The organism is Burkholderia lata, assembly GCF_902499025.1.
Taxonomy (GTDB): domain Bacteria; phylum Pseudomonadota; class Gammaproteobacteria; order Burkholderiales; family Burkholderiaceae; genus Burkholderia; species Burkholderia lata_C.
This window is the reverse complement of record NZ_CABVPW010000021.1, coordinates 126,917-152,119: the sequence shown is the minus strand read 5'-3', so window position 1 is coordinate 152,119 and position 25,203 is coordinate 126,917. Positions and strand designations below refer to the sequence as shown.

Genomic DNA, 25,203 nt, shown 5'->3' with positions numbered 1-25,203 from the left:
CGTCGCGCCGTCGCGCGACGGCGCGGCCGTGCCGCTCGACGACACGGCCCGCGCGATCGGCACGCTCGCGTGCGCCGAACGCGAGCGGCTGTGCGGCGCGGTCGGCGCGGACGACTACGTGGTCAGCTCGACGATCCTGTCGATGCTGCTGATGAACGATTCGCCGCAGCATCGCGTGTTCGCGCAGGCGCTTGCCGGCGCGAACGACTACACGCCCGACTGGATGACCTGCTCGTACGAATGCGCGGGCTGGGGCTACGTGCTGCGCCGCACGCTCGCGACCGCGGCCGAAACCGGGCCGCGCACGCTGCTGCTGCAGATCGTCGACATCGACGTGCACGGCTTTACGTACTGGCACGGCAATCCCGCATGGGGACGCTCGGGCTTCGGCGTGTGTTCGCTGCTCGTCGATGTCGGCCGCGAAGCGGCGCCGTCCATGACGTCGGTGCTGGCCGAAGCCGCGCCGCCGGCCAGCGCGGTCGTGCGGCTGGGCCGCGACATCCGCACCTTCTGCGCGGCCCGCCCCGGCCTGCAGGCGGCGCTGCCGTTCTTTCCGGCTACGTCGCGCCGCGCGCTGCTCGCGTCGGTCGGCAAGACGCCGCTGCTGCCGGACGGCCACGGGCTGTTCGGTCATGCGTTCGGCAGCGATCCGTGGCTGTCGGTGCTGCTCGCGCATCGCGACGGCGACACGCCGCGCCGCGCGGCCGTCTGCTCGCTCGCGCTGAACGGCTATTACGCGGTCGCCGACGTCGCCTTCGCGCCGGACGCGACGTTCTCTCTCGACGGCGAGGCGTGACATGGTGCGACCCGTTCACTTCACCTACCGGATCGAGCGCGATGCGCGGCAGCCGGTCGCGGTTGCCGCGAGCGCGTACCGGATGCCGCTCGACACGCCGGCCGACTATGCCCGCGCCGCGCTCGCGGAAACGGCCGGCGACGTGTACGACGCCGGCGATGCGCTCGGCGGCGATCGCCGTGTGCTGCTCGACCATGTCCAGTACTTCGCCTTCCTCGCGGACATCACCGCGCGGGTCCGCGATGCCGTGCATCCGGACGCCCGCCTGTTCATCGAAGTCTGCGCGCCGTACTTCGGCGCGCTGCCGGCCGAGCTGCTCGCGCCGCACGTGCTGCTCGGCGTGCACCTGTACGACGAAGCGTTGCGCGATGCCGCGCGCGGCGCCCCCGTCGTATGGATCGGCGACCGGATCCTGCGCGATGCGGAGTTCGCCGGCGACAACCGCGTGTGCTGCGCGATCTGGCCCGCGCGGCTCGCCGACGCGTTCGACGCGCAGCTGCGCGGCCCGTGGCCATCGTATGCGATCCGCCTCGAGCCGCACCCGGCCGCCCCGCGCGCCGCCGCCACGACGCTTTCCGATTCCGCCCATCATTCCGGCGCCGCCGCGCGGCCGGGGAGACCTCGAAATGACTGACACGCTCACCGTTATGCAGGACACGGCCGACATCCGCTGGTCGATGCCCGTCGACGCGCTGATGTCGAACGACTACGCACTGCGCGAAGAGGCGCTGAACCGGTTGTACGAAAAGGCGAAGGCCGCGCAGTGGGACGTCGCGACCGATGTCGACTGGAGCCACGATCTCGACCCGGCGAACCCGCTCGGCATGCCCGACCCGACGCTGCTGATCTACGGCACCGAGCTGTGGGGCAAGCTTTCGGACACCGACAAACGCGAGGTGCGCCATCACGCACAGGGCTGGCTGCTGTCGCAGATCCTGCACGGCGAGCAGGCCGCGCTGATCTGCGCGTCGAAGCTCGCGTCGGCCGAGAACGGCCTGAGCGCGCGGCTGTGCGCGGCCGCGCAGATGATGGACGAAGCGCGCCACGTCGAGGCGTACGCGAAGCTCGTCAACGAGAAGCTCGACGTCAGCTACCCGATGAGCCGCTCGCTGAAGGGGCTGCTGCACGACACGATCACGAGCAACGCGCTCGACATGACGAACCTCGGGATGCAGGTGCTCGTCGAGGGCATCGCGCTGTCGATCTTCCAGAGCGTCGTCGCGTACAGCACCGATCCGTTCATCAAGGATCTGTTCGTGCGGATCCAGCGCGACGAAGCGCGTCACTTCGCGGTCGGCCGGATCACGCTGTGCCGAGTGTATGCGGAGATGAGCGCGGTCGAGCTGCGCGAGCGCGAGGAGTTCGTCTGCGAAGGCGCGGCCGTGCTGTACGAGCATCTGTGCGCGGACGACATCTGGGAACCGATGGGGCTGTCGAAGCGCGAATGCAGCGCGATGGTGCGCGAGTCGCCGGTGTCCAGCTCGATCCGCCGCTCGATCTTCCGGCGCCTGGTGCCGACGATCCGCGAGATGGGCCTGCTCACGCCGACCGTGCAGGCGACCTTCGAAAAACTCGACGTCCTCGACTACGCGGCGATGCCGCTCAACTGAACCATGACGACGACCTCCTCCCAAGCGTCACGCGACTTCTGGATCGGCATCGACGCGGTGGCCTACGAGCTGCCCGGCCTGCCCGTCGATATCGAGGCGTGGGCCGCCGAGCGCGACTACCCGGCGCAGCGGGCCGCGGCGATCGCGCACTCGGGCAGCCGCTATTTCCACATGGCGCTCGACACGAGCGAGACCGATCTCGCGATCGCGGCGGCCGGCCGCCTGCTCGACACGGCGCGCGTGCATCCGTCCGACATCGGCGCGATCGTGCACGTGCATACACAGCAGTTCAGCGTGCCGCCCGCGCCGCGCAGCCTGCCGCACGAGCTGGCCGCGCAGCTCGGCATCGAGCCGCTGTGGCTCGGCTCGGTCGCGCAGCTGAACTGCGTGTCGGTCGCGGCCGGCATCGAGACGGTGCGCGCGCTGATGCGCCGCTATCCGCAGCTCGACGCGGCGCTCGTCGTGTCGTCCGACCGCGTGTACGGCGAGGATTACCGGATGCGGCAGATGACGGGCGTGCAGTGTGACGGCGCTGCGGCGATGCTGATCGCGCGCAACAGCACGAAGAACCGGCTCGGCGGCATCGCGATCGAGACGCATGCGAAATGGCATCGCGGCTCGGACACCGTCGCCGCGAACGAGGCCGACCTGATCATGATGGAGTGGCCGTACACGCGCAAGGCGATCGACGCGGCGGTCGCGCTCGAGCCGCACGCGCTCGACGCATACGAACTCGTGCTGCCGCACAACGCCGACCTGCCCGGCTGGAACGCGCTGTGCCGTGCGATGCGCGTGCCGGCCGAGCGGCTCTATGCGGAAAACATCCATGCGCGCGGCCATGCGTGCTGTTCGGACTTTCCGATCAACCTGGCCGACGTCGGGCTCGACGCAGTCGCGCACGGGCATCGCGTGCTCGGCGTGATGCAGTCGAACTGCGGCGCGTACGCGGCCGCCACGCTCCATCCGGTGGGCCGCCATGACGCCTGAGCGCCCGCTTCCGCCCGCCGGCGACCACGCGTGGATCGCCGACCTGCGCACGCCGTGCTACGTATACGAGCCGGAAGTCGCGATCGCGCGCTACCGGTCGCTGAAGGCGCGCCTCGGCACGCGGCTGATCGTGTCGCTGAAGGCGAACCCGAACCAGGACATGCTCGCCCGCTGCGCGCATGCCTATGAAGACGGCGTCGAACTCGCGAGCCGCGGCGAACTCGACGCGGTGATCGGCCGGATCAAGACGCCGCGCTACCTGAACAACCCGTCGATGGACGAGATGTTCATGCGCGCCGGGCTCGCGTCGCGCTGCCATTTCGTGCTCGACAACCCGGACGCGGTCGCGCGCTTCGTGCCGCTGGCGCGCGAGGCGGCAGCCGGCGGCAGCACGCCGGGCTCCGTCCTGCTGCGCGTGAACGCCGGCGCGCTGGCCGGCAACGAAGCACGCGCGCTGTGGCACGACCACTTCGGGATGACGCCGAACGAGGCACACGACGCGGTGCGCACGCTCGCCGCCGCCGGTTTGCCGGTGGCCGGGCTGCACGTGTTTTCCGGCCCGCATTCGTTCATCCGCCAGGACGCGACGCAACCCGACACGCTGGTGCTGCCCGAGCGGCTCGCGGCGCTCGCCCGCGATCTCGCGCCCGCCAACGGCGCTCCGCTCGCGTCGCTGAGCCTCGGCGGCGGTTTTGCCGACGATCACCCGGCCGATGTCGCATTCGAGCGCTATGCCACCGCGCTCGCGCCGCTGGCCGGCCAGTACTCGCTCGCGCACGAATCCGGCCGCGCGATCTTCGCCGATGCGGGCGTGTTCGCGACGCGCGTCGTCGCGGTCAAGACATGGCAGGACCGCACGATCGCCGTCTGCGACGGCGGGCTGTCGCATGCGTTCCTGCTCGCACAGACCGAATCGGTGATGCGCCGGCTGGCCGCGCCTTCACTCGTGCGCCGCACGCCCGCGCCGCCGGCACGTGGCGTGCCGACGATCTACGTCGGCAGCACCTGCAGCCGCGCGGACGTGATCGGCCGCGACGACACGGGCGCCCCGCCGCAGGTCGGCGACATCGCCGTGTTCGCGCGCTGTGGCGCGTATCACCGCACGTACTCGATGGCGCATTTCCTGTCCCACGAAGCCGCGCACGTGTACGTGCGGCCCGCCTAGACCAACCTGAGAGAGGAGCCGATCATGAACGCCCTGATCAGCGTCGCCGACCTGCTCGAACACGGCGCCGCGCGCTGGCCGCAGCATCCCGCGTATGCCGACGGCGGCGGCACGATGACTTACGAACAGCTGGCGCGCGCGGTCCGCCGCGCCGCCGCCGCGCTCGCGTCGCGCGGTGTGCAGCCCGGCGAGCGCGTCGCCATCTACGCGCCGAAACGCATCGAAACCGTGGTCGCGATGCTCGCGGCCAACGCGCTCGGCGCGATCTTCGTGCCGGTCAATCCGCAGTTGAAGGAAGCACAGATCGAACACATCGTCGCCGACAGCGGCGCGGCGCTGTTCATGACCGGCGCGCAGCGGTTGAAGCGCCTGCCGGCGCTCGCCGCGCTCGTCGGTGCCCGCGCGATGCTGATCGAGGAACTGGCCGACGCGATCCACGCGCCCGGCACCGACGCACCGGCACCGGCCCCCGCCGGCCGACCGGTGGACGACGATCCCGCCGCGCTGCTCTACACGTCCGGTTCGACCGGCAAGCCGAAAGGCGTGGTCGTGTCGCACCGCAACCTCGTATCGGGCGCGTTCAGCGTCGCCGCGTACCAGGGGCTGGCCAGCGACGACGTCGTGCTCGGCGTGCTGCCGCTCAGCTTCGACGCGGGCCTGAGCCAGCTCACGACCGCTCTGGCCGCCGGCGCGTGCTATGCGCCGCTCGACTTCCTGCAACCGGCCGAAGTGCCGCGCCACTGCGACGCGTTCGGCGTGACGTCGATCACCGGCGTGCCGCCGTTGTGGATGCAGCTCGCGCCCGCCGGCTGGAGCGATACGGCGCGCACGCGGATCCGCCGCTTCGCGAACACCGGCGGCCATCTGGCGACGCCGCTGCTGCACCGCCTGCAGGCGCTGTTCACGAACGCCGCGCCGTACCTGATGTACGGGCTGACCGAAGCGTTCCGCTCGACGTACCTGCCGCCGGCCGACGCGGCGCGGCGCCCGACGTCGATCGGCAAGGCCGTGCCGAACGCCGAAATCCTCGTGCTGCGCGCGGACGGCAGCGAATGCGCGGCCGACGAGCCCGGCGAACTGGTGCATCGCGGCGCGTTCGTCACGCTCGGCTACTGGAACCGGCCCGAGCTGACCGCGCAACGCTTTCGTCCGCTGCCACGCCGGCACGGCGAGATCCCGCGCCCCGACGTCGCCGTGTGGTCCGGCGACATCGTCCGGCGGGACGCCGACGGCTATCTGTATTTCGTCTCACGCGGCGACGACATGATCAAGACGTCCGGCTATCGCGTCAGCCCGACCGAAGTCGAGGACGTGCTGTTCGCGCTGCCCCATATCCGCGAAGCAGCGGTGTTCGGCGTGCCGCACGCATCGCTCGGCGAGGCGATCGCCGCGTGCGTCGTGTCGACGCTCGACGCCGACGCGTGCCGCGCCGACATCGCGCGCGCCTGCCGCGACGCATTGCCGACCTACATGAGCCCGCTCGTCGTCGAGCCGCTGCCGGCGTTGCCGCGCAACCCGAACGGCAAGATCGACCGCCCCGCGCTGAAAAACCAGTATCGCGACGCGTTCGCGCGCACGAACGAGGAGACCGCCGCATGACCCTGTCGACGCTCGATGAAACCTGCCTCGGCGCGCGCCGCGTCGCCGAGCCCGGCACGCTTGCCCTGTCGGGCGGCGTCGTGGTGCTGCCGCCCTCGGTCGTGTTCAGCGCGATCCAGGCGCAGGAACGCCATCCCGGCTACCGGCACCTGCTGCTGCCGCAGGCGCGCTTCGCGCGGCCGCGCGGGATGGGCGCGCTGACGCCCGACGAAGGCACGCGCCTCGCGCCGGGCGGCCGGCCCACGCTGCGGGTCGCGCCGCCCGGGCGCAGCCTCGCCGATCTCGCCGCCGACGCGGCTCTCGACCTGCGCGACCAGCTCGGCTCCGGGCAACTGGCCCGCACGACCCACGTGATCGTCGCGAGCTGCGCGCTCAACGAAGGCATCGGCGACTCGGTCGTCGGCCGCATGCAGTACGAGCTCGGGCTGCAGCGCGTGACGCCGTTCGCGCTCGGCCAGAACGGCACGCTCGGCTGGTATTCGGCACTGATGCTGCTCGACGGGCTGCTCGACGAAGGCGACCAGGCGCTCGTGATCCTCAGCGACAAGTGGCTCTATCCGTTCTTTCGCCAGTTCGGCGACCTGGTCGGCTACGGCGACGCGGCCGCCGCGCTGCTCGTGTCGCGCGCGGGCCCGGCGCCCGAACCGGCCGACTGGGGTGGCGTGCGGTCCGTCGCGGTCGAATTCGGGCCGTCGATCGTCGATCCGTGGGCCGACGCGCCGGGCGCGCTGCGCGACACGCTCGCGCCGGTCGCCGCGCGCGCGATCCGCCGCGCACTCGACATGGCCGGGCTGCGCGCCGGCCAGATCGACTGGTGCGTGCCGCCCGGTTTCGATTCCGGCTTTGCGGCACGCGTGGCCGACGCCGCGTCGATCCCGGTCGCCGCCCGCATCCAGCATGAAGCCGCCGGCCACCTGTCGTCGGCCGAATCGGCGGCTGCGCTGATCCGGCTCGCCGGCGCGCTCGACGAAGGTGAACGCCGCACGGTGCTCGTGTGGGATGCGGCACTGCATGGCGCGGCGGCGGCGGCCGTCGTCGACCTCGCCGGCGGCCTCGATGCCGCGCTCGATATCGAAGGAGACGCGTGATGAGCGCCTACAAGGTAAGCCTGCGCGAGCTGCGCTTCTTTCTGTGGGAACTGTTCGAAGCCGACAAGCGGTTCCTGGCGGAACACGGCCTGTACGGCACGCACGACCGCGCGTCGATCGACGCGCTGCTCGAACGCGCACGCGACTTCGCGCTCGATCTCGGCCGCAGCTACCAGCAGGCGGACGTCGAAGGCTGCACGCTGCTCGACGACGGGCAAGTGCGCATTCCGTCGCATTTCCACGCGCTGTGGGCGCGGTTTCGCGACGAATGGTCGAACACGCTGTTCGGCACCGCGCACGGGCTGCCGCCGATCGTCACGCAGATGATCTACGAGATGTTCATGGGCGCGAACCCGTCGTTCATGACGTATGGCGGCTTCACGCGCCCGGCGATCAAGCTGCTGCAGATGCACGGCACGCCGCACCAGAAAGCGCTGATCACGCCGCTCGAGGCGTACCGCTGGGATGCGTGCTTCTGCGCGACCGAACCGCAGGCCGGCACCGACCTCACCGCGGTCGCGCTGCGCGCGACGCCGCTCGAACGCGACATCTACGCGATCGACGGCGAGAAGGTCTACATCTCGGCCGGCATGCACGAGCTGACCGAGAACACGCTGTATTTCGTGCTCGGCCGCATCGACACCGCGTCGCCCGACTCGTTCTCGCTGTCGTGCCTCGTCGTGCCGCGCTTCTGGCCCGACGAGGAGACGGGCGAGCTGCAGCCGAACCATGTCGACTGTATCGGCCTGCCGCGCAAGATGGGGCTCAAGGGCTGCGCGAACACGCACCTGGTGTTCGGCGCGAACGGCACGACCAAGGGCTGGCTGCTCGGCGGCCGGCGCAACGTCGGCCTGCTGCAACTGATGCCGCTGATGAACCAGGCGCGGATGAGTACCGGCATGTTCGGCGTCGGCGTCGCGTCGAGCGCTTACCTGCATGCGGTCGAGTATGCGGGCCACCGGCTGCAGGGCCGGCCGATCGAGCGCGCGTCGAATACCCACGCCGCGCGCGTCGCGATCGTCGAGCACGCGGACGTGCAGCGCATGCTGGTCGACATGAAAAGCCGCGTCGACGGCTGCCGCGGCCTGCTCGGCAAGCTCGCCGCGACCGCCACGCGGGCGGCGATGCTCGAAGCGACACCCGATGCCGACCCGGCCGAGATCGAGCGCCACCGCAAGCTGCAGTTGCTGCTGACACCGATCTGCAAGGCGTTCATCTCCGACCAGGCGTGGCGGATCTGCGAAACCGCGATCCAGGTGCACGGCGGGCTCGGCTATACCGATGCAAGCCCCGTCGAGCAGAACGCGCGCGACGTGAAGATCCTGTCGATCTGGGAAGGCACGAACTACATCCAGGCGCAGGATCTCGTGCGCGACAAGCTCGGCTTCGGCCGCCACTCGCGGCTGATCCAGTACTACCGCGACGAACTCGACGTGTTCCTCGCGCGCCAGCATCACACCGGCACGCATGCGGAGCTGCGCCCGCTGTTCGACGCACTGCGCACGGGCGCCGACCGGATCGCCGCCGCGCTCGACGACATCGCGCGCGACGTGCAGGACGGTCACACGCACCGCAGCAGCCAGTTCTACACGCGCTTTCTCGAGATGTTCGGCGTCGTCACGTCGGCATGGGTGCTGCTCGAATCGGCGACCATCGCCGCGCGCCGGCTCGACGCGCCGGACACCGCCGACACGCCGGCCGAACTCGCGTTCTATCGCGGCAAGCTGAAAAGCGCGCGCTACTACTTCGCAAACGTGCTGCCCGTGGTCGACCAGCACGCGGCCGTGATTGCCGCGATGGCGCACGCTGCAATCAGCGTCAGCAGCGAAGAACTCGCGCAGGTGGAATGACATGGACACGACACTCGATTCCGGCGCGACCGCTTCGACCACCACGCCCACCTCAGCCGGCGACGCGCCACGCAACCTGCTCGGCCGCCCCGCGACGCGCCATCGCGGCACCGACATCGACGGCGCGACGCTCGAACCCGAAGCGCTGCGCGTGCGCGATCTCGACCTGAACGCGCTGATCGGCGCGACGACGTTCGAAGGCGCGCTCGCGCATCTGTGGTTCGACGTCGCGCCCGGCAGCGCCGGGCATCGCGCGCACGAGGCAGCGATCGGCGCGCGGCTCGCGGTATTCGCCGATGCGCTGGCGCCCGGCTCGGCCGCGCAGTCCGTCGCTGCCGATCTCGGCGCGGCAGGCGTCGCGCCGGTGTTCGCGGCCGCGTCCGGCCTGCTGCGCGGCTTCGACGACGCGACGGCACGCGTGCACGGCGAAGCGCCGGACGACGCCGATCTCGACACGATGTTGCTGTGTGCGGCCGCCGCGCCGTTCCTGCTGCATGCGGCAATCGAAGGCCGCCCGTTCGCCGCCCGCAACGACGAAGCCGCTGCATCGCTCGACGGTGCGGCGACACAAGCACAACGCATGCTCGTGCTGACCGGCGCAACGCGCACCGACGCACCGGCGCAAGCCGCGATGGACATGCTGCTCGTCGCATGGCACGCGGGCTTCGGCTACATCACGCCGACCGTGCTCGCGCCGCGTGTCGCGATCGGCACCGGCGTCACGCTCACGCAGGCGATTGCGTCCGGTTTCCTCGCGAGCGGGCCGTCGCATGTCGGCGCGGCACTCGAAGCGATGCAGTGGCTCGCCGCGCTCGCGCGCTCGGTCCCGGGCGGCACCGACGCACCACCCGCGGCGCTCGACGCAACCGGGCGCGCGGCGATCGATGCCACGCTCGACGCGAAACGCACGCTGTACGGCTTCGGCCATCCGCTGTTCGTCGCCGACCCGCGCCCGCCGCACATGCGCGGCCGGTTCGCCGCACACGGCTTCGACGGCGCGTACGTGACGCTGTTCGACGCGTGCTGCGCACAGGCCGACGCGCGCCGCGCATTGCGCCCGAACATCGATTTCCTGACCGCCGCGACGCTGCTCGAACTCGGTGTCGCCGCGCCGTCGTGGGGCGTCGGCGTCGGGCTCGGCGCGCGCATCGCGGCGATGGCCGCGCATGCGGTCGAACGGCGCCGCCGCCCTGCTTTCGGCGTCAACAGCGCGACCGCGCGACGGCTGCTGGCCGCCGTGCCGGTCGGCTGGCTGTGATCCCTTCATCCCTTCCGCACTCAGCCAAAGGAACGTCATGCTGCTCAAGAACCTGCGCCCGGCGAACGACTACGATCGCTTCGCCACCGAAACGCTTGAACCGTGGGACCTGCTGTTCATCAGCCGCATCCGCCAGCTGGCGCGCGGGATGACGCCCGGCGTGATCGCCGACATCGGCACGGCCACCGGCGTCGTGCCGGTGCGGCTCGCGACCGATCCGGCGATGCGCGGCTGGCGCTACGTCGGCATCGACCTCGATCCGGCGATGCTCGACGAAGGCCGCCCGCGCATCCACGAACTCGAGCTCGACGACACGATCGAGATGCGCGTCGGCGACGCGCTCGCTCTGCCGTTCGACGACGGCACGCTGACGATGGCCGTCGGCCGCGCGACGCTGCACCACTTGCCGAACAAGGCACTCAGCCTCACCGAGATGTATCGCGTGCTGGAGCCGGGCGGCATCGCGCTCGTGCACGACATGCGCCGCGACGCGCCGCAGCACCTGCTCGACCGCTTCACCGCGATGCGTGCCGCCGCCGACTATCCGCCGACCCACGTCGAGGAGAAGATCACGCTCGACGAAGCGCACGCGCTCGTCGCCGAAGCCGGTCTCGCCGAAGTCGCGTCGATCTACAGCCCGAGCGCGGGGCTCGGCGCGCTCGGCTTCGAGATCCTGCTGAAGAAACCGGCGCTGGCCTGAGTGATGACCGATCTCGCCTTTCTCGCCGCGCATGCCGCCGCGCGGCTCGGCGCCGACGACGTGCACTGCTCGGCGGTCGCGCCCGGCGCGACGCTGCCGTTGTGCGTGACGCCGCGCAGCGCCGAGCTCGTGACCTCGCCGGAGATGTTCGTCGCGTGGTACCGCTCGCGGCTCGACACGATCGACACGCTGCTCGACGCGTGCGGCGCGCTGCTGTGGCGCGGCTTCGCGGTGCCCGACACGGCCACGTTCGGCCGCCTTGGCGCGCTGTACCCGGCGCACGCGAACGGCTATACGGCGGGCGCCGCGCCGCGCAGGCAGATCGACGGCCAGGTGTACGAGTCGACCCGTATGCCGCCGCCGTTCAAGATCGGACTGCACCAGGAGATGGCCTACATGCCCGCGTTCCCGCGCCTCGTCGCGTTCTATTGCCGGCAGCCGGCCGACGCGGGCGGCGAGACGCCGATCTGCGACATGCGGCGCGTGACGGCGCGCGTGCCGGCCGCGCTGCGCGAACGGTTCGCCGAACGCGGCGTGATGTACCTGCGCAATTTCGCGGCGCCCGGCGAGCGCGCGGACGGCCTCGCCGCCAATCCGGGCATGCCGTTCGCCGAATACCACCGGCCGTGGAACGACGCGTTCGGCACGAGCGAGCGCGACGAGGTCGAACGATTGTGCGCGGAACGCGGCGTCGGCTGCCGCTGGCTCGACGACGGCAGCGTGACCGTGTCGCACGTCGGCAGCGCGCTGCGCGCGCATCCGCGCACCGGCGAAACCGTGTGGTTCAACCAGGCGAGCGCACAGCACCCGAACCCGCGCTCGATGGGCGAGCTCAGCTACCGCTACCTGCAGCGCATGTACGGCGGGCGCGCCGCGTTCCCGTACGAGATCCGCTATGGCGACGGGTCGCCGATGCCGTTCGACGATCTCGTCGCGATCTACGACGCGTTCGACGACGAGGAGCTCGCGTTCCCGTGGCAAGCCGGCGACGTGCTCGTCGTCGACAACATGCTGGTCGCGCATGGCCGCAACCCGTACCGGGGCGCGCGCGACACGCAGGTCATGCTGTTCGACTGACAGGAAGCCGACGATGAGCGATTCGTTCCTCGCCTCCGTGCGCGCGCTGTTCGGCCCGCACACCGCGTTCGACCGGCCGCTGCGCGCCGGCACGCAGCAGGTGCCCGATGCACATGCGCCGGGCGCGGCGCTCGGCGCGCGCGCGATCGATGTCGCGGCCGGCGATTTCCATTTCTCCGCGCGGCACGTGCGATTCCGGCTCGGCGCCGTCACCGCGATCGTCGGGCCGAACGGCTCCGGCAAGACCACGCTGCTCGAAACGCTGCTCGGCTTCCGGCGCGGCGGCACCGACGTGCGCGTGCTCGACGTGCCGGCCACGCGCTTCATGCGCGATACGCCGTCGCTGCGGCGCATCGGCGCGCAGTTGCAGAAGGTCGAATATCCCGACCATCTCCGCGTGTCGGAGATCGTCGCGCTGCACCGCGCGATGTACGTGCATGCGGACGCCGCGGTCACGGACGCGCTCGGCATCGCCGAACTGCTCGACAAGCCGTGCCGCGCGCTGTCGAAGGGGCAGCGCCAGCGCGTCGATCTCTACGTCGCGCTCGCGCACCGGCCGGAACTCGCCGTGCTCGACGAACCGTTCACCGGCCTCGACCGCCGCTATGCGGGCGTCGTGATCGACCTGCTGCGCCACCGTGCGAGCGGCACGAGCGTCGCGATGATCTGCCACGCGGAGGAAGAGCTGGCCGTCGTCGACGATCTCGTGTGGGTGCGCGACGGCGGCGTGCGCTACCAGGGCGACAAGGATGCGCTGCGCGCCGAACTCGTCGGCGAGGCGCGCGCGGTCCTGCATTGCCGCGACGAAGCCGACGCACGCGCGCTACGCAAGCGGCTCGCGGCGCTGCCCGGCGTGACCGGCGTGCGCGTGTCGGCCGCGCATGTCGTCGAGGTATTCGGCGATGCGACGCTGCATCCGAACGTACACCGGATCGTCGGCGAACAGGGCATCCAGCATCTCGCGCTCGCGCCGAGCACGCCGGGCGACCTGCTGCGCCTCTGTACCGAGGGCCCCACCCATGACTAAGGTGTTCCTGATTCTCGTGCGCAACGAGCTGCTCGGCTATCTGCGCAGCCGCTCGTCGCTGTTCTGGACGCTCGTGTTCCCCGTGTTCCTGCTGAGCGTGATGCTGTTCGCATTCGGCGGATCGGGTTCGCTCGGCACGGCCGACATCGCGTTCGTCGTACCCGGCGGCGCGACCCCGTACAGCCGCGCATGCGAAGCGCAGATCGTCGACAGCCTCACGCACAGCGACACGGTGAAGGCGACCTTCGACGGCCGCGGCGCGGCGGCCGATCGCGTGACCGTCGTGCTCGGCGCCGACGAGCGCACGCCGACGACGATCCGCTACGACTTCAACGGCTCGCTCGCGGTCAAGGCCGCGTCGCGCGTCGTCGAGATCGCGCTCGCGCGCTGCGCCGCGCAGCAGCTCGGGCTGCCCGCCGCGCAGGCGCGCTTCGAAAACGCCGCACCGGCGCGCCGCCCGTTCGACTACGGCGCGTTCTTCGCGACCGGCATTCTCGTGATGGCGTTCATGGCGATCGGTCTCAACTCGACGACGACCGCGATCGCGTCGCTGCGCGAACGCAATACGTTCAAGCTGTACGTGTGCTTCCCGGTCTCGCGCGGCGTGTTCCTCGCCGCGCTGATCGTCGCGCGGATGATCATGATGGCGCTGTCGGCGCTCGTGCTGCTGACCGTCGCACGCGTCGCGTTCGGCATCGCGCTGCCGATCGCGACGCCGGACGGGCTGCGCGCGCTGCCGATCGTGCTGCTCGGCGCGGCGATGGTGCTCAGCATCGGCGTGCTGCTCGCGAGCCGCACCCAGTCGCTCGCGGCCGCCGAACTCGCGTGCAACGTCACCTACTACCCGCTGCTGTTCTTCAGCGACCTGACGATCCCGATGCACGACGCGCCGGCCTGGCTGAAGGCGGTACTCGCGTTCCTGCCGACCAACCAGTTCGCCGTTGCGCTGCGCGGCGCGCTGGTCGACGGCGCCCCGTATGCACAGCTCGCGCCGCAACTGCTCGGCATGACCGCAAGCACGGCGCTGTTCCTGTTCGCCGCCGCGCGGCTGTTCCGCTGGCACGACGCTTGACGCGTCGCCAGCTGTTTCGACGTTTCGACGAAGGAGAACCCCCCGATGAAATCGAGCAATCCCATAACCGACTACCTGCTGCACGCGAGCAACTTCCTGCCGGCGATCGTGTTCCTGTTCTACGGCCGGCTCGGCCCCGAGCAGCCGGACGTGCGCTGGACGCACGCGTTCCTGATCGGCGGCGTGCTCGCGCTCGTGCACGGTGCATGGCTGATCCGCCGCGCGGATCGCAACAGCATCGCGCTCGGCGTCGACCTGTTCCTCGTGATCGGCGCGGTGCTCGCGCTCGTATCGCCGACAGGTAGCCGCTTGTGGGGCGAGGAACTCGGGCCGGCCGCGATGCTCGTCTGCGTGCTGGTCGTCGGCATCGTGCATACCGCGTGGTCGGACGGCGGTTTCGTCGACGGCACGTTCGTCGACCATGCGCGCGCCCGTTCGCTGTCGATCGTGCTGCTCGCCGTCACCGTCGTCGCGCTCGCGGTGTCGATCACGATGCGCCACAGCCCGCTGTGGGGCGGCGTCGTGCCGCTGATCGCCCTGGTCGTCGTGCGCGGCCGGCTGCGCAGGCAGCTCGTGCGGGCGAGCTGACGATGAGCGCGCTGCCCGACCGCGCCGCGCAACGGCACGCACTCGCCGCGACGCTCGGTGATGGCTGGCTCGACGGTGCATCTCCCGACGCGTGCTCATCGTATGTGACGGATGTGGCCCTCCACGGCGGCATCGCACTCGGCGTCGCGCGGCCGGCATCGACCGCCGACACGAGCGCGCTTGCGCGAATCGCCGTCGCGCACCGCATCGCGCTCGTCGCGCAGGGCGCGCGCACCGGGCTCGTCGGCGCCGCGGTGCCCGATCGCAGCAGCACGCAATGCGTGGTGTCGTTCGACCGGATGCGCGCCGTTCGTGCGTTCGACGCGGCGAATCGCAGCATCACGGTCGAAGCCGGCGTGCGGCTGTCCGACCTCAACCGCGTGGCGGCCGAAGCCGGCCTCTGCCTGCCGATCGACCTCGGCAGCGATCCGGCGGCCGGCGGCCTCGTCGGCGCAAACGCGGGCGGCAGCCGCCTGATCAAGTACGGCGACGTGCGCCGCAACGTGCTCGGCGTCGAAGTCGTGCTCGCCGACGCGGCGGGCACCGTGATCGACGCGCTCGCGCCGCTGCGCAAACGCAACGCGGGCTTCGACGTCACGCAATGCTTCATCGGCGCGAACGGCGCCAACGGGCTCGTGACGGCCGTGTCGTTCGCGCTCGCGCCGCTCGAACGGTCGTCGTGCGCCGCGTTCGTCGCGTTCGCGTCGTACGACGCGGCGCTCGCCGGCCTGCTCGCGTTCGAGCGCGCGTTCGGCGAGATGCTGTCGGCATTCGAATTCATGTCGGCGGCGGCCGTCGGCTGCGTCGCGGCCGCGTATCCGGCGTCGCGCATTCCGTTCGAGGCCGATACTGCCGCGTGCTATGCGCTGGTCGAGATCGCAACCGGCATGCCGGGACTCGATGCGCTGCTCGAGGAACGCACGATCGCGACACTCGACGCGCTGGCAAACGAACGCGTGGTGCTCGACGCGGCCTGCGCACCGGCCGAACGGTTCTGGCGAATCCGCGACGCACTGCCGGCCGCGGTGGCGCAGGACGGCATGCCGCTGTCGTTCGACGTGTCGTTTCCGCGCGGCGCGCTGGCCGCGTTCGTCGCCGATGCCGAGCAGTGGATTGCGGCAGCGCATCCGTCGCTGCGCTGTCACACGTTCGGCCATTTCGGCGATGGCGGCTGCCATCTCGTCGTGTCGATCCCGCACGCGAGTGCGGAACGCTACGGGCCGCTGCAGCAGGTGGCGCTGCGCGGCGCGCTGTACGACCGCGTCGTGCGGGCGGGCGGCTGCTTCAGCGCGGAGCACGGCGTCGGGCCGGTCAACGTCGCGTACTACCGCAAGCACGTGCCGGCCGCACAACGACAGGTTGCCGCCGCCGTCCAGCACGCCGTCGACCCGCTGGGTCTGATCGGGCGTGTCCGCTATTGATGCGCCGTTGCGCGGCGCCACGGAGAATTCGCATGATCCTTCGACACCCGCCCGGCCCGGGCACCGCGTCCGAACCGGATGCCGATCCGCCGTTCTCCGGCATCCCGGCCACGCTGCCCGACTCGGGGGTCGTGGTCAATGTGCGAGGGGTGGCCTACGTGATCCAGCTGCCGCCGCGCGATCATGCGCGCCCGGCGCTGTGGCGCGAGCTTGAGGATTGGCGCGACGACCGGTCGGGCGACGGTACCGATCCGGGCAAGCGGCAGGATTGACCGGCGCGATGCGGCGACGTTCGCGGGCGCCTGCCGTCCCGCGATACCCGTTTGCTGCCCGTGCATCGCCTGCGCCACGGATATCCCGCGCAACGCCGCGTCAGGCAGAGTCTCACCCCGCTCGCGCAATCCGGAAGACGGCCATCGCGGCCTGCATCGAGCCGGCCTGATGCTCGAGCGCGGTCGCGGCGGCACTCGCCTGTTCGACGAGCGCCGCGTTCTGCTGCGTCATCTGGTCCATCTGCGTGACCGCCTGGCCGACCTGGTCGATCCCTGCGCTCTGCTCGACGGTGGCCGTCGTGATCTCGGTCATGATCGTCGCCACGCGCCGCACCGACGACACGATCTCGTGCATCGATTGTCCAGCCTGCGTCACGAGCGCATTGCCGTCGCGTACGTCGTCGATCGACGCGCCGATCAGTTGCCGAATTTCGCGCGCGGCGCTCGCGCTGCGCTGGGCCAGCGTGCGCACCTCGCCCGCGACGACCGCGAAGCCGCGCCCGTGCTCACCCGCACGCGCCGATTCGACCGCCGCGTTGAGCGCGAGGATGTTGGTCTGGAACGCGATGCCGTCGATCATCCCGGTGATCTCCGCGATCTTCTGCGAGCTCGTGTTGATCACGCCCATCATGTCGACGGCGCGACCGACCAGTTCGCCGCCGTGCTGCGCGAGGTCCGCCGCGCTCGCCGCGAGCGTGCTCGCCTGCTGCGCGTTGTCGGCGTTCTGGCGTACCGTCGACGTCAGCTGCTCCATGCTCGCGGCCGTTTCCTCGAGCGACGCGGACTGCTGCTCGGTGCGGCTCGACAGATCGAGATTGCCCGCGGCGATCTCGCGCGCGGCGGTGTGGATCGCGTCGCTGCTGTCGCGCATGCCGGTGACGGTCGCCGCGAGCCCGGCCTGCATCCGCTTCATCGCCGCGAACAGCTGGCCGATTTCGTTGCGGCCGGCATCGGGCACCGTCACGGTCAGATCGTTCGATGCGATCCGGTCGAGCAGCGCGGCCGCGTTCGCGAGCGGCCTCGTCACGATCGCGCGCAGCGCGAAGTGCGTCGCGGCGATCAGCGCGAGCGCCAGCGCGACGCCGAGACCGACCATCGCGACGATGCGCGTGTACGCGGTGTTGTCGTCGTCGATCGTGTCTTCCGCCAGCTGGTTGGCCGTTCGCTGGAATTTCTCGACGTTCGCCGAATACACCTGGCCGGCGAGCGTGATTTCCTTGTCGTTGATCTCCGCATACGCGGCGGTATCGCCGCTGCGCAGCGCGTCGGTCGCGCGGGCGAGGACGCTCGCGAGATGCGTCGACGATTCGACCAGCGCCTGCTTCAGGTCGGCACCGAGGCTGCCGATCGGCGCGGTATCCTTGAACGCCTGCGTTTCCTTTGCGGACAGGTCGAACGTGCGCTGCGCACTTTGCAATGCCGAGTCGCGCTGCGCCGGGTCGTTGTGTTCCTTCAGCGCCGAATACGCGCGCACGAGCGCCGAGCGGGTGCGCGTGCTGTCCTTGTACGCATCGTTGACGAGCGACGTCTGCGTCGCGATGGCGTGCAGACGTTTCGCGTTCGTGTTCGCGCTGCCGAGCGCAACGACGCCGACGATGCCGCCGACGATGATCATCGCGGCGAACGTGGCCAGCACGGCAAGCAAACTGCTTTTTACCTTCAGATCGCGCATGGTGAATCGACTCTCGAAGTTGTCCCATGTCGGTTAACGACAGCGGCTTTCCCAGCTTGAGTCGATCGCGCGCAATTTCGATGCGCGGCCCGGCATCGCCCGCAGGCGAACCTCGCGAATCGAGCGGCATGCGTGCGATGCCGCCCGTTCCATCGCAAGGAGATCAGTTCGTCCCGTCGTACGTGACGATTTCGACCCAGTTCGCGCCCTTGCCGACCGGATACTTGCCGATCGCGTCGAGGTGGCCGGTGTGCCGGTCGATCCGGTACACCGCGAGCGTCGGCGACAGTTGCCCGGCCGCGAGCAGATACGTACCCGACGGATCGATCGCGAAGCCGCGCGGCTGCTGCTCGGTCGCGAACGTGCCGATTCGCGTGAGCTTGCCCGATGCCGCATCGACACGGTACGCCGCGAGCGTGCTCGACGTGCGTTCCGACGCGTACAGGAATGTTCCGTCCGGCGTCAGGTGCAGGTCGGCGCCCCACGGCTTGTCGCCGTGGAAATCCGGCGGCAGGATCGACACCGTCTGGATCGGCCGCGTACCGTCCCCGCGCTGCGACAGCGCAAGCACATGCAGCTTGCCGTCGAGTTCGTCGATCAGGTAGGCGAAGCGCCCGTTCGACGAAAACACGAAATGGCGCGGGCCCGACTTCTCCGGCAGCCGGTACGCGGGCTCGGCCACGTCGGTCAGCTTGCCGGTCGATGCGTCGAACGGCAAGCGCAGCCACGCATCGGCGCCGAGCACGGAAGCGAACGCATAGCGACCGTCCGGGGACTGGCGGATCGCATGCGCCATCGGGCCGGTCTTGACCGTCTGCTGCACGTCGCCGGCCACGCCGTTTTCGCCGATCCGGTTGACCGCGAGCAGGTTGCCGCCATACGACGCGGAGAACAGGTAGCGGCCCGACGCATCGGTCGACACATACGCCATGCTGTCCGCGAGCGGCGAGCGGCCGAGTTCGATCAACCGCCCGTCGAGCGGATTGATCGCGAAGCTGACGACGCGATACGGCGTCGAGCGCAGCGCCGCGTACAGCCGGTGATGATCGGGCGACAACGCCATCGGCATCACGGTGCCGTCGACCGGCACGGTTTCGATCGCGCGCAGCGCGCCGGTCGCCGGGTCGATGCCGAACACCGAGATGTCGCGGCTGTCGCTGTTCGATACGTACGCATACGTCGCGGCATGCGCGAGCGAGGCAGCCAGCGCGAAGGCGGCGGCCGCGACGGCACGCCATGCTGTCTTCTTGTTCATGTGGAGTCGCTGCGGGTGAAGAAACCGTTGACGTGATGGCGGCGCCGGACAACCAGGATCGTCCGGCGCCGCGACAGGCAAGGCCGGCGGTCAGAACACCGCGTGCCCGCTGATGACGCTCGGCAGCCAGGTCGAGAAGAACGGAAGGTACGTGACGATATTGATCGCACTGAAGATCGCGAGGTAGTACGGCCACGCCATCTTCGTGGTCTCGCCGATCGACACGTTGCCGATCGCGCAGCCGACGAACTGCACCGAGCCGATCGGCGGGTGCACGAGGCCGAGCGAGCAGTTCAGCAGCAGCATGATCCCGAACTGCACCGGCCCGACGCCGCACGCCATCGCGATCGGCAGGAACAGCGGCGTCGTGATCAGGATGTGCGCGGCCATGTCGACGAACGTGCCGAGGAACACCTGGATGATGTTGATGTACAGCAGCATCAGCCACGGCGCGGCGGTCGACTGCTTCAGCAGCCCTTCGATCGCATCCGGAATCTCCAGGTACGACATCTGGAAGCGCAGCATGTTCGACACCGCGATCAGCAGCAGCACGACGCCCGTCGTGCGCGCCGCATGCGACAGCGCGCGGCGCAGCTTCGCGGCCGTCAGCGTGCGGTAGACGACCGCGGTCAGCACGAGCGAGTACACGACGGCGATCGCGGCGGCTTCGGTCGCGGTCGCAATCCCCTTCGCGACGCACACGAGGATGATCGCGATCACCATCAGCCCGGGCACCGCGCCGACGAAGCTGCGCAGCACCGCATACCAGCCGGGGAACGCAGGCAGCGCGGACGAACCGTCTTCACGGCGCGGATAGCCGTGACGCACGGCCTGCCAGTACGCGGCGGCGAGCACGAAGCCCATCACCCACAACACCGGCAGCAGCCCCGAGAACAGCAGGTCGCCGATCGACACGCCGCTCACCGGCTGGCCGTGCAGCATCCCGGTGATGCCCTGCGCGGCGAACGCGTAGATGATCATGTTGGTCGACGTCGGCATCAGTGCGCCGGCGAGCGACGCATGCGTCGTCACGTTCACCGCATACGCGGCGCTGTAGCCTTCGCGCTTCATCAGCGGAATCACCACGCCGCCCATCGCCGACGTATCGGCGGTCGGCGAGCCCGACACGCCGCCGAACAGCGTACAGGCGACGACGTTCGCCATCCCGAGGCCGCCGCGGAAGTGGCCGACGGTCGCCTGCGCGAAGCGCAGGATCCGGTCCGCGATGCCGCCGTGCAGCATCAGTTCGCCGGAGAAGATGAAGAACGGCACCGCGAGGAACGAGAACGCATTCATCCCCGAGATCATCGCCTGCATCGCGGTCGCGATCGGCAAGCCTTCGACCATATAGGTCAGCACGCAGGCGATGCCGAGCGCGAACGACACGGGCACGCCGAGCACGAGGAAAATCAGAAAACTGACGGACAGGATCGCGAGTTCCATGGCGTTATTGTCCCGGCGAAGAACGACGAAGCGCGAGCAGGTGCTCGAGCGAGAAGAAAATGATGGCGATCGCCGCGGGCATCGCGATCAGGTAGCGCACGCCTTCGGGCAACCCGATGATCGGGATGCGGTCGCCCATCGTCTCGGCGGCCATGCTGCCGCAGCCGACCATGATCATGATCGCGAACGCGATCAGGCTCAGGTGCTGGATCGCGATCACCACCGTGCGCGAGTTCGGCGGCAGCCGGCGCACGAGCGAATCGAGGCCGATATGGCCGCCGTCGCGCACCTTCATCGCCGCCCCGAACATCGCGATCACGATCACGAGCAGCAGCGCGATCGGCTCGACGAAATCCGGCGCGTTCTCGAACACGTAGCGCATCACGACCGCGTAGAACACCAGCACCGTGAGCACCGCGAGGCACGCCGACGCGATCACGGCCAGCACGCGGAACAGCACGTCGTTCACGCAGCGCAACAGCGGCGCGGCATGCGGCCGCGCCGGCGCCGTGCCGTCCGGCGCGCCGGCGCCGGGCGAACCCGCAGCCGACGCGCCGTTCAGGGAAGTGTGACGTGTCACTTGGTGGCCTCGATCTCGTCGACAATCTGCTTCATCTGCGGCGTCTTTTCATACTTGGTCCACAGCGGCTGCATCGCCTTCACGAACGCCGCGCGATCGATCTGCGCGGCCGGCAGGATCTTCGCGCCGCCCTTCGTCACCGTCTGCTGCGCGGACGCTTCGCGCGCGGTCCACAGCTTCTGGTAGTACGGCACCGAATCGGCCGCGGCCTTCCTGATCGCGGCCTGCTCCTGCGGCGACAGCGTGTCCCAGATCTTCTTCGAGAACACCAGCACTTCCGGCGTCATCGCGTGCTGCGTCTCCGAGTAATCGGGCGCCACTTCGTAGTGCTTGGTTTCCTCGTACGAAGGCATGTTGTTTTCCGCTGCGTCGACGAGGCCCGTCTTCAGGCCCGTGTACACCTCGGCGAACGGCATCGGCGTCGGCGTGCCGCCCATCGCCTTGATCTCGTCGACCATCAGGTCCGACGGCTGCACGCGCACCTTCAGCCCCTTCATGTCCGCCGGCGAGCGCACCGGGCGCTTCGCGTAGATCGAGCGCGCGCCGCTCTCGTAGAACGTCAGCGCGATCATCCCCTTCGCGGTGAACGCGTCGAGGATCTTCTGGCCGGCCGGGCCGTACATCGCCTTGCGGAAATGGTCGACGTCGCGGAACAGGAACGGGAACGACGGGATCAGCGATTCCGGCACGATCTCGTTGAACGACGCGCCGTTCACGCGCGCCATGTCGATCGCGCCGATCCGCACCTGGTCGACCGTGTCCTTCTCCGAGCCGAGCGCGCTGTTGCCGAACACCTTGATCGAATCCTTGCCGCCCGTCTGCTTCGACAGCTCGTCGCCCATGAACTTCACGGCCATGTTGGTCGGGAAGTTGTCGCCATGCACGTCCGCCGAGCGGAACACGCGCGCCTGGGCGGACATCGCGAAGCCGGCCATCAGCGCGACGGCCAGGGCGGTACGGGAGCGGTTGAATCGGTGCTTCATCGTCAGTCTCCTTGATGGTTGTGCTCGTTGTTGCGCGGCGATCCGCCGGCACGCGCATTCTTCGGCGCCGTGCTCGCTGACCGCAGAGTCATACGTCGTATGACGTGTTGACGCGAATGTACGTCGGTTAATCGTTTAACTCACTTGGTGCATACCCGTAGAGCCACTGTCCTGAGGGGTTTTAGGCAAATTTCGGGGAATCGTGTTCTCTGTTTAGGCGAATTTACGCGAAACGTTTTCCGGAAACGCATCCGCGCTCAAGGCGGGCGGCCAGCCGACCGCTTCCGTCGGAACCGGAAATCAAACTTTCGCTTCGTTTTCAATTGTCGTAGGATGACTGATCACGATGCCGGCGAGTCGGCGCGATGTGATGAACACCCGCTGGCCACGCGCCGCCGAGTGGTGGCACGACCGGGAAGGAACGAAAGGGAATCCGGGCAGCGGCAAGCGCCTGCGCGTGCCCCGCCGTAGGGCGCCAGAGTACGTGAGACTGGCGCCACGGTTTTGCGACTCTGCGTGCCTAAGTTACTGCGACTGCCCTACGCATTGTCGACAACGCCCCGTGATGTCGACGTCCGGAGTCATACTTCACAGGTCGCATGTTCGCGTAAAGCGCACGGCTGGCACCATGCTTTTCCGACTTTCTACCAAGTCGATGTAACCGGCTTGGCTCGCAACTCCGACGGCGGCTGCCGGCCAGAAGCAGCCAATCAGCCGACGTCTAAGAAGCGATCCATCCATAACGGAAGTCGCAAAGGCTCAGACTCGAACACGCGCATCAGTTGATCAGCTACAGGGCGGTAGAAGACATCGGACTCGACATGGACGACACCGTCTTGCACGCCAAGCCGTTGACCATTCAAACTCGCCGAAGAAAGGCGACCGACCGCGTCGGGTCGTGCGCCGTCGATCATTGATAAGCGCCAGACTGCCGGCAGCGATCACTTCGCCGAACTTTTAGAGATGGCCCGGTACTTTACGGCGTGGCGGCGCCGCGTCATCCGTTCGATTGCAAGGGCTGAAATCGCTGACGTTAGCCCAACGGCGCTCGCTGCTTGCGTCTATCGTGCTGAACAGAAGTCTGTCCAGCGTGCCACGGCAACGCCGAGGTGTGCCCCGAACAATCAGTCAACCCGGTACCAGCGACCAGATTCTGGACACACGGCGGCTGGGGCGCCGTTCGACCAGACTTGCTCCTCATCCAGGTGCAGCGAGGTCGAAGGGGCGATGTCGAAGACCACCTTAAGTGCTTGCCCAACATGGGCATCTTCGATGGGAAGCTCCCAAGTCAGGAATATCTGGATACGATCCTGGTCCGTCGCGAAGTCGACCGCATTGAAGCCGCTGCTGCCGCGCTGAATGACGCCATGAGGCTGGCCGGTATCGAATATCACAGCTGTCCCACGGGTCAGGGGAATGCGATGGCCCGTAGAGGGAAAATGCAAGTCCAGCCCCCGGTCCTCGCTCAGGAATAGATTGCAGAAGGCCGCACCGCCATATTGCGCACCGTCATGGTGGTACTTCGCGCCACGACAGGCCATGAGGGCTACGTCACTGGAGGCAAGCACGGTGGGCAGTCCTAGTGCGCACGTCCAGTCGGACATTGCCTGCACGCAGCGCTTATAGTCCGGCCAGCGCGCTTGCGTTCGCGCCAAAGGCATAGCCTCGACGTCCCCGGGTTCCAGGACGAGCCGCGACGATGTTTCTCTTTCCCAGTCTGCAAGCACGCGTGCGGAGGGAACGGGCACGTCGACCGTGCCTGATAGAACGATGTCACTTACGCGTCGACTGCGGATGGCGTCGCCGCTCCAGAAATAGGAAGTCAGCATGTCTCGAATTCGACGCTGTCAAAGGGGGCATCTGGGCGATTGTAACGATTCAGCCTGATCACGTCGGCGAAAATCGGCGATGACGCGTCACTCGCGAGTTCCGAGGTCAGGACGCTCGGACGTCGGCGCATACTTCGCAAACGGTCGTTGGACTTCGACGGTGGAGCGCCGCGCAATCGCCGTGTTGACGAGAGATGTCGCGAAAGTCAGGCACCCTACGCAGATCTCGAGCGCGAGATGAACCTCGCCACGCGTCATGTGGTGCACCGAGTAACCCGGCTCCGCCGTTCTGGTTGCGCTCGTTCTCTGCACCTCGGCACATGCCCTGACATGCGATCTGCGGCGACGCGGGTATCGCACACGACGCAATCATCGACCCGCTGGCGGCCGATTCGCTTTCTATACTGTTTACGTTGCCGAGTTATCAAGGGCATGCGTGCGTCAGCAACGCACACGTCCGACAAATCCCGGGGTAAACGAAAGCTGCACCTGCCACAAACGTTTGTGGCCGGTCGGTGAAGTTCGTCCCGTGCATGGACGGGAGAACGTGGATGGGCTCCTTAACCATCGGAGGCAATATGGCAACTTACATCGTATTGATGAATTGGACCGAACAAGGCGCGCGGTCCGTGAAAGACACGGTCCAGCGAGCGAGATCGTTTCAGGAAGGGGCGCAGGCGATGGGCATCACCGTCAGCTCGCTCAAATGGACACTTGGGCCTTACGACATCGTCGCGACACTCGATGCGCCCGACGACGAAACTGCGACGCGGCTGGGGCTGATGGTGGCGCAATTAGGCAATGTTCGAACCGTCAGTATGCGTGCTTTCGGCGAGGCGGAAATGGAGAGGATCGTCGGCGGCATGAAGTGAAGTCTTGACGCGCGAGATGCAACAGCGATCGACAGAGATGAAACAGGCGGCCTGGAAGC

Annotated in this window: 24 protein-coding genes; 17 read left to right on the top strand and 7 right to left on the bottom strand. The window is 68.8% G+C overall.

Annotated elements, in window-relative coordinates:
• The 16 genes from BDI24065_RS41095 to BDI24065_RS21745 form a co-directional block, all read left to right on the top strand.
• The coding region (locus BDI24065_RS41095; protein WP_254609829.1) for a hypothetical protein at positions 1–796 on the top strand (796 nt) is incomplete at its 5' end.
• A 1-nt stretch (position 797) separates the two neighbouring features.
• The gene (locus BDI24065_RS21815; RefSeq protein ID WP_175033025.1) at positions 798–1,430 is read left to right on the top strand and encodes a hypothetical protein; all 633 of its coding nucleotides are present in this window, start codon (positions 798–800) and stop codon (positions 1,428–1,430) included.
• Positions 1,423–2,406: a ferritin-like domain-containing protein gene (locus BDI24065_RS21810; RefSeq protein ID WP_175033024.1), complete on the top strand. Its 984-nt coding sequence runs from the start codon at positions 1,423–1,425 to the stop codon at positions 2,404–2,406. Before BDI24065_RS21815 ends, BDI24065_RS21810 begins: the two co-directional genes overlap by 8 nt.
• Positions 2,407–2,409: 3 nt before the next feature.
• Positions 2,410–3,393: a 3-oxoacyl-ACP synthase gene (locus BDI24065_RS21805; protein WP_175033023.1), complete on the top strand. Its 984-nt coding sequence runs from the start codon at positions 2,410–2,412 to the stop codon at positions 3,391–3,393.
• Complete coding sequence (locus tag BDI24065_RS21800; RefSeq protein WP_175033022.1) at positions 3,383–4,558, top strand: PLP-dependent decarboxylase; 1,176 nt, start codon at positions 3,383–3,385, stop codon at positions 4,556–4,558. Before BDI24065_RS21805 ends, BDI24065_RS21800 begins: the two co-directional genes overlap by 11 nt.
• A 24-nt stretch (positions 4,559–4,582) precedes the next feature.
• Positions 4,583–6,157, top strand: coding sequence for an acyl-CoA ligase (AMP-forming), exosortase A system-associated (locus BDI24065_RS21795; RefSeq protein WP_175033021.1), 1,575 nt, complete (start codon positions 4,583–4,585; stop codon positions 6,155–6,157).
• On the top strand, positions 6,154–7,245 hold the full coding sequence (locus tag BDI24065_RS21790; RefSeq protein ID WP_175033020.1) for a hypothetical protein: 1,092 nt from the start codon (positions 6,154–6,156) through the stop codon (positions 7,243–7,245). Before BDI24065_RS21795 ends, BDI24065_RS21790 begins: the two co-directional genes overlap by 4 nt.
• Complete coding sequence (locus tag BDI24065_RS21785; protein ID WP_175033019.1) at positions 7,245–9,095, top strand: acyl-CoA dehydrogenase; 1,851 nt, start codon at positions 7,245–7,247, stop codon at positions 9,093–9,095. The genes BDI24065_RS21790 and BDI24065_RS21785 overlap by 1 nt, the downstream gene beginning before the upstream one ends.
• Position 9,096: 1 nt before the next feature.
• Positions 9,097–10,353, top strand: coding sequence for a citrate/2-methylcitrate synthase (locus BDI24065_RS21780; protein ID WP_175033018.1), 1,257 nt, complete (start codon positions 9,097–9,099; stop codon positions 10,351–10,353).
• Between the two features lie 37 nt (positions 10,354–10,390).
• Positions 10,391–11,053, top strand: a complete 663-nt coding sequence (locus BDI24065_RS21775) for a class I SAM-dependent methyltransferase (protein WP_175033017.1) — start codon at positions 10,391–10,393, stop codon at positions 11,051–11,053.
• A gap of 3 nt (positions 11,054–11,056) precedes the next feature.
• Positions 11,057–12,130 (top strand): TauD/TfdA family dioxygenase, encoded by a 1,074-nt coding sequence (locus tag BDI24065_RS21770; RefSeq protein WP_175033016.1) that lies wholly within the window; start codon positions 11,057–11,059, stop codon positions 12,128–12,130.
• Positions 12,131–12,143: 13 nt separating this feature from the next.
• Positions 12,144–13,157, top strand: coding sequence for an ATP-binding cassette domain-containing protein (locus BDI24065_RS21765; RefSeq protein ID WP_175033015.1), 1,014 nt, complete (start codon positions 12,144–12,146; stop codon positions 13,155–13,157).
• On the top strand, positions 13,150–14,229 hold the full coding sequence (locus tag BDI24065_RS21760; RefSeq protein ID WP_175033014.1) for an ABC transporter permease: 1,080 nt from the start codon (positions 13,150–13,152) through the stop codon (positions 14,227–14,229). Before BDI24065_RS21765 ends, BDI24065_RS21760 begins: the two co-directional genes overlap by 8 nt.
• A gap of 45 nt (positions 14,230–14,274) precedes the next feature.
• Positions 14,275–14,817 (top strand): permease, encoded by a 543-nt coding sequence (locus tag BDI24065_RS21755; RefSeq protein WP_175033013.1) that lies wholly within the window; start codon positions 14,275–14,277, stop codon positions 14,815–14,817.
• Positions 14,818–14,819: 2 nt separating this feature from the next.
• Positions 14,820–16,238 carry an FAD-binding oxidoreductase gene (locus BDI24065_RS21750; RefSeq protein WP_175033012.1) on the top strand — a complete coding sequence of 473 codons (1,419 nt, stop codon included), beginning with the start codon at positions 14,820–14,822 and terminating at the stop codon, positions 16,236–16,238.
• Positions 16,239–16,270: 32 nt separating this feature from the next.
• A complete protein-coding gene (locus BDI24065_RS21745; protein WP_175033011.1) occupies positions 16,271–16,510 on the top strand; it encodes a hypothetical protein in 240 nt (79 codons plus the stop codon).
• Between the two features lie 112 nt (positions 16,511–16,622).
• Here BDI24065_RS21745 and BDI24065_RS21740 read toward each other — a convergent pair whose 3' ends face one another.
• From BDI24065_RS21740 to BDI24065_RS21710, 7 genes are all read right to left on the bottom strand, one after another.
• Entirely contained in the window at positions 16,623–18,182 is a 1,560-nt protein-coding gene (locus BDI24065_RS21740; RefSeq protein ID WP_175033010.1) for a methyl-accepting chemotaxis protein, read from the bottom strand.
• A 163-nt stretch (positions 18,183–18,345) separates the two neighbouring features.
• A complete protein-coding gene (locus BDI24065_RS21735; protein WP_175033009.1) occupies positions 18,346–19,437 on the bottom strand; it encodes a lactonase family protein in 1,092 nt (363 codons plus the stop codon).
• Positions 19,438–19,527: 90 nt separating this feature from the next.
• Entirely contained in the window at positions 19,528–20,880 is a 1,353-nt protein-coding gene (locus BDI24065_RS21730) for a TRAP transporter large permease (RefSeq protein ID WP_175014365.1), read from the bottom strand.
• A 4-nt stretch (positions 20,881–20,884) separates the two neighbouring features.
• Positions 20,885–21,460, bottom strand: coding sequence for a TRAP transporter small permease (locus BDI24065_RS21725; RefSeq protein WP_175033008.1), 576 nt, complete (start codon positions 21,458–21,460; stop codon positions 20,885–20,887).
• Positions 21,457–22,443: a TRAP transporter substrate-binding protein gene (locus BDI24065_RS21720; RefSeq protein ID WP_175033007.1), complete on the bottom strand. Its 987-nt coding sequence runs from the start codon at positions 22,441–22,443 to the stop codon at positions 21,457–21,459. Before BDI24065_RS21720 ends, BDI24065_RS21725 begins: the two co-directional genes overlap by 4 nt.
• Before the next feature lie 710 nt (positions 22,444–23,153).
• A complete protein-coding gene (locus tag BDI24065_RS21715) occupies positions 23,154–23,357 on the bottom strand; it encodes a hypothetical protein (protein WP_175033006.1) in 204 nt (67 codons plus the stop codon).
• 210 nt (positions 23,358–23,567) lie between these two features.
• A complete protein-coding gene (locus BDI24065_RS21710) occupies positions 23,568–24,272 on the bottom strand; it encodes a hypothetical protein (RefSeq protein ID WP_122945367.1) in 705 nt (234 codons plus the stop codon).
• 578 nt (positions 24,273–24,850) lie between these two features.
• Here BDI24065_RS21710 and BDI24065_RS21705 point away from each other — a divergent pair.
• Positions 24,851–25,144, top strand: coding sequence for a GYD domain-containing protein (locus BDI24065_RS21705; RefSeq protein WP_175033005.1), 294 nt, complete (start codon positions 24,851–24,853; stop codon positions 25,142–25,144).
• Positions 25,145–25,203 lie beyond the last annotated feature (59 nt).

Bases quoted from the DNA above. Each gene is read 5' to 3' on its own strand.
- BDI24065_RS21785 (WP_175033019.1), top strand. From the start codon at position 7,245: ATGAGCGCCTACAAGGTAAGCCTGCGCGAGCTGCGCTTCTTTCTGTGG.
- BDI24065_RS21740 (WP_175033010.1), bottom strand. From the start codon at position 18,182: ATGCGCGATCTGAAGGTAAAAAGCAGTTTGCTTGCCGTGCTGGCCACG.
- BDI24065_RS21735 (WP_175033009.1), bottom strand. From the start codon at position 19,437: ATGAACAAGAAGACAGCATGGCGTGCCGTCGCGGCCGCCGCCTTCGCG.
- BDI24065_RS21810 (WP_175033024.1), top strand. From the start codon at position 1,423: ATGACTGACACGCTCACCGTTATGCAGGACACGGCCGACATCCGCTGG.
- BDI24065_RS21760 (WP_175033014.1), top strand. From the start codon at position 13,150: ATGACTAAGGTGTTCCTGATTCTCGTGCGCAACGAGCTGCTCGGCTAT.
- BDI24065_RS21775 (WP_175033017.1), top strand. From the start codon at position 10,391: ATGCTGCTCAAGAACCTGCGCCCGGCGAACGACTACGATCGCTTCGCC.
- BDI24065_RS21795 (WP_175033021.1), top strand. From the start codon at position 4,583: ATGAACGCCCTGATCAGCGTCGCCGACCTGCTCGAACACGGCGCCGCG.
- BDI24065_RS21765 (WP_175033015.1), top strand. From the start codon at position 12,144: ATGAGCGATTCGTTCCTCGCCTCCGTGCGCGCGCTGTTCGGCCCGCAC.
- BDI24065_RS21780 (WP_175033018.1), top strand. From the start codon at position 9,097: ATGGACACGACACTCGATTCCGGCGCGACCGCTTCGACCACCACGCCC.
- BDI24065_RS21715 (WP_175033006.1), bottom strand. From the start codon at position 23,357: ATGATCGACGGCGCACGACCCGACGCGGTCGGTCGCCTTTCTTCGGCG.
- BDI24065_RS21710 (WP_122945367.1), bottom strand. From the start codon at position 24,272: ATGCTGACTTCCTATTTCTGGAGCGGCGACGCCATCCGCAGTCGACGC.
- BDI24065_RS21730 (WP_175014365.1), bottom strand. From the start codon at position 20,880: ATGGAACTCGCGATCCTGTCCGTCAGTTTTCTGATTTTCCTCGTGCTC.
- BDI24065_RS21755 (WP_175033013.1), top strand. From the start codon at position 14,275: ATGAAATCGAGCAATCCCATAACCGACTACCTGCTGCACGCGAGCAAC.
- BDI24065_RS21805 (WP_175033023.1), top strand. From the start codon at position 2,410: ATGACGACGACCTCCTCCCAAGCGTCACGCGACTTCTGGATCGGCATC.
- BDI24065_RS21770 (WP_175033016.1), top strand. From the start codon at position 11,057: ATGACCGATCTCGCCTTTCTCGCCGCGCATGCCGCCGCGCGGCTCGGC.
- BDI24065_RS21790 (WP_175033020.1), top strand. From the start codon at position 6,154: ATGACCCTGTCGACGCTCGATGAAACCTGCCTCGGCGCGCGCCGCGTC.
- BDI24065_RS21745 (WP_175033011.1), top strand. From the start codon at position 16,271: ATGATCCTTCGACACCCGCCCGGCCCGGGCACCGCGTCCGAACCGGAT.
- BDI24065_RS21705 (WP_175033005.1), top strand. From the start codon at position 24,851: ATGGCAACTTACATCGTATTGATGAATTGGACCGAACAAGGCGCGCGG.
- BDI24065_RS21815 (WP_175033025.1), top strand. From the start codon at position 798: ATGGTGCGACCCGTTCACTTCACCTACCGGATCGAGCGCGATGCGCGG.
- BDI24065_RS21720 (WP_175033007.1), bottom strand. From the start codon at position 22,443: ATGAAGCACCGATTCAACCGCTCCCGTACCGCCCTGGCCGTCGCGCTG.
- BDI24065_RS21750 (WP_175033012.1), top strand. From the start codon at position 14,820: ATGAGCGCGCTGCCCGACCGCGCCGCGCAACGGCACGCACTCGCCGCG.
- BDI24065_RS21800 (WP_175033022.1), top strand. From the start codon at position 3,383: ATGACGCCTGAGCGCCCGCTTCCGCCCGCCGGCGACCACGCGTGGATC.